Here is a 2,933-nt window from a genome sequence, read left to right as displayed (position 1 = left end):
GGCAGACCTCGCCCGGATCTGCCGCGGCGTGCACACCGCGGGCATCCCCGACCCGTGCGCCCCGGACGGCGCGGCCGCGCTGGTCCGCCTCACGGGCGGGGTGGTCTCCCACGTCTCTGCCGCCCTCTGGCACGGACTGCCGCTGCCGCCCCGCCTCACGCGGCCAGCCGGACTGCACCTGACCTTCGACCGGTCCGCGCGCACGCACCGGACCGACCTGGGCGGCGTCGTCAGCCACCGGGTGCGACTGCCCTCCGACCACGTGCTCGAGCTTCCCGACGGCCAGCGCGTCACGACGGCGGCGCGCACCTGGTTCGACCTCGCCGGGATGCTCCGCCCCCACGAGGTGGACTGGCTCATCGCGGCCGGCGACCACCTGGTGTGTCCGCCGTGGACGCCGACGGGCCGGGCGCACCCCGTGGCCACCGTGCCCGGGCTGTCGGAGGTGCTCGCCCGCTGCCGTGGCCGGCCGGGTGTCCGTCTCGCACGTGCCGCGCTGGCCGAGGTGCGCGTCGGGGCCGACTCCCCGCCCGAGACCTTCCTCCGGCTCGCGCTGATCCGGGCCGGGCTGCCGGAGCCGGAGCTGCAGGTCGCCGTCGACCCGGCCGACCCGGCCTCGCCCGTCGTGGACCTCGGGTACCGGGGGGCGCGCCTGGCCCTCCAGTACGACGGCGCCGGCCACCGCACGGCTCAGCAGCAGGCGAGGGACGCCCGTCGGGACGCGTACTGCCTCGAGCGGGAATGGACGACCCTGCGCTGCACCTGGGAGGACCAGCGCGCTGGGTTCGGGCGGATCGTGGGGCTGGTCCGGCGTCGGCTCGCCCGCACGCGCTGATCCGCCCCCGCCCGTCCCGACGCGGGTTGAGTTGTCACGGGTCCAGACCAACGCGGGTTGAGTTGTCACGGGTCCAGGCCCGCGTAACCGGTGATAACTCAACCCGCGTTGCACGCCACCGGCCGGCCCCGCGTGACGCTCTGCGACGCGCCCACCCTGCACTCGGCGCGCCTCGCCCGGGACAATGGGTCGGACTGTCCCGAAGCCTCCATCGAAAGGACCCCCGTGGCTGACCACGAGTTCGGCTTCCGCACCCAGGCGTTGCACGCGGGCGCCGTCCCGGACGCCGTCCACGGCTCCCGTGCGGTGCCGATCCACCAGACCAGCTCCTTCGTGTTCGAGTCCGCCGAGGACGCCGCCAACCTCTTCGCGTTGCAGAAGTACGGCAACATCTACTCGCGGATCGGCAACCCCACGGTCGCGGCGTTCGAGGAGCGCATCGCCACGCTCGAGGGCGGCATCGGCGCCGTCGCGACGGCGTCCGGCATGGCCGCCGAGTTCATCACCTTCGCGGCCCTCGCCGGGGCCGGGGACCACATCGTGGCCTCCTCGAAGCTGTACGGCGGCACGATCACCCAGCTCGACGTCTCCCTGCGCCGCTTCGGCGTGGAGACCACCTTCGTGGACTCCACCGAGGCCGCGGACTTCGAGGCCGCGATCCAGGACAACACCAAGGCCGTGTACACGGAGATCGTCGCCAACCCCTCCGGCGACGTCGTGGACCTGCCGGGTCTGGCCGACGTCGCCCACCGGCACGGCATCCCGCTCGTGGTGGACGCCACGCTCACCCCGCCCTACCTGATCCGGCCGATCGAGCACGGTGCGGACATCGTGATCCACTCGGCCACCAAGTTCCTGGGCGGGCACGGCACCACTCTGGGCGGCGTCGTGGTGGAGTCCGGCCGCTTCCCGTGGGACAACGGCAAGTTCCCGTCCATGACCGAGCCCGTGCCCTCGTACGGCGGCGTGTCCTGGTGGGGCAACTTCGGCGAGTACGGGTTCCTCACCAAGCTGCGTTCCGAGCAGCTGCGTGACTTCGGCCCGTCCTTGGCCCCGCAGTCGGCGTTCCAGCTGATGATCGGCGTCGAGACGCTGGCCCCGCGCATGGATGCCCACCTCGCCAACGCCCGCGCCGTCGCCACCTGGCTGGACGAGGACCCGCGCGTCTCCTGGGTGCGCTACGCCGGCCTGCCCGACCACCCGCACCACGCCCGCGCGCAGCAGCTGCTGCCCCGGGGTGTCGGCTCGGTGTTCAGCTTCGGTGTGGTCGGCGGCCGCGAGACCGGCGCCGCGTTCATCTCCGCCCTGCAGCTGGCCAGCCACCTGGCGAACATCGGCGACGCGAAGACGCTCGTGTTGCACCCGGCCTCCACCACGCACCAGCAGCTCACCGCCGAGCAGCTCGTGGCCGCGGGCATCCCGGCGGACCTGATCCGCATCTCGGTGGGCATCGAGGACCTCGAGGACATCCTCTGGGACCTGGACCAGGCCCTGACCGAGGCCACCGGCCGCACCCGTGACGGCGCCGTCGTCCCCGCAGAGCAGGAGGCCTGAGCCATGAGCACCACCCACCCCGAGCGCACCTGGACCGGCCCCGGCGCCCCCGAGCGCCTGGCGATCCTGCGGCGCACCCGGTCGATCGCGATCGTCGGCGCCTCGGACAAGCCGGCCCGCGCGTCGTACTTCGTGGCCACGTACCTGCTGAGCTCGACCACGTACCACGTCTACTTCGTGAATCCCGTGCTCGCCGCGGCCGGCAAGGAGATCCTCGGCCACCGCGTGTATGCCTCGCTGGACGACCTGCCCGTCATCCCGGACCTCGTGGAGGTGTTCCGCAAGTCCTCCGACGCCCCCGAGGTGGTGGCGGACGCCGCCCGCGTGGGCGCCCGGACCGTGTGGCTGCAGCTGGGCATCTGGAACGAGGACGCCGCGCGTCAGGCCGGGGCCGCGGGCCTGGAGATCGTGATGGACCGCTGTGTGAAGATCGAGCACGCCCGCTTCCATGGCGGGCTCAACCTCGCCGGCTTCGTCACCGGCGTGATCAGCTCGCGGCGCCAGGAACTGGACCGCTAGGTGTTGTGGGTCATGAGGTTCTTGC

General features: G+C 72.9%; 3 protein-coding genes. All 3 read left to right on the top strand.

Annotated features, from left to right (window positions below):
• Positions 1-835: hypothetical protein (locus tag HMPREF3105_RS06780; protein WP_070709031.1), on the top strand; the 835-nt coding region annotated here is incomplete at its 5' end.
• 225 nt (positions 836-1,060) lie between these two features.
• Entirely contained in the window at positions 1,061-2,389 is a 1,329-nt protein-coding gene (locus HMPREF3105_RS06775) for an O-acetylhomoserine aminocarboxypropyltransferase/cysteine synthase family protein (RefSeq protein ID WP_020625719.1), read from the top strand.
• Positions 2,390-2,392: 3 nt separating this feature from the next.
• Positions 2,393-2,908 (top strand): CoA-binding protein, encoded by a 516-nt coding sequence (locus tag HMPREF3105_RS06770; protein ID WP_020625718.1) that lies wholly within the window; start codon positions 2,393-2,395, stop codon positions 2,906-2,908.
• Positions 2,909-2,933 lie beyond the last annotated feature (25 nt).

Origin of the sequence: Micrococcus sp. HMSC31B01, assembly GCF_001816085.1 — a bacterium.
GTDB classification, from domain to species: domain Bacteria; phylum Actinomycetota; class Actinomycetes; order Actinomycetales; family Micrococcaceae; genus Micrococcus; species Micrococcus luteus.
This window is presented reverse-complemented; position numbering and strand designations above follow the sequence as displayed.

Excerpts from the sequence above, each read along its gene's own strand:
- HMPREF3105_RS06770 (WP_020625718.1), top strand. The coding sequence starts at position 2,393 with ATGAGCACCACCCACCCCGAGCGCACCTGGACCGGCCCCGGCGCCCCC.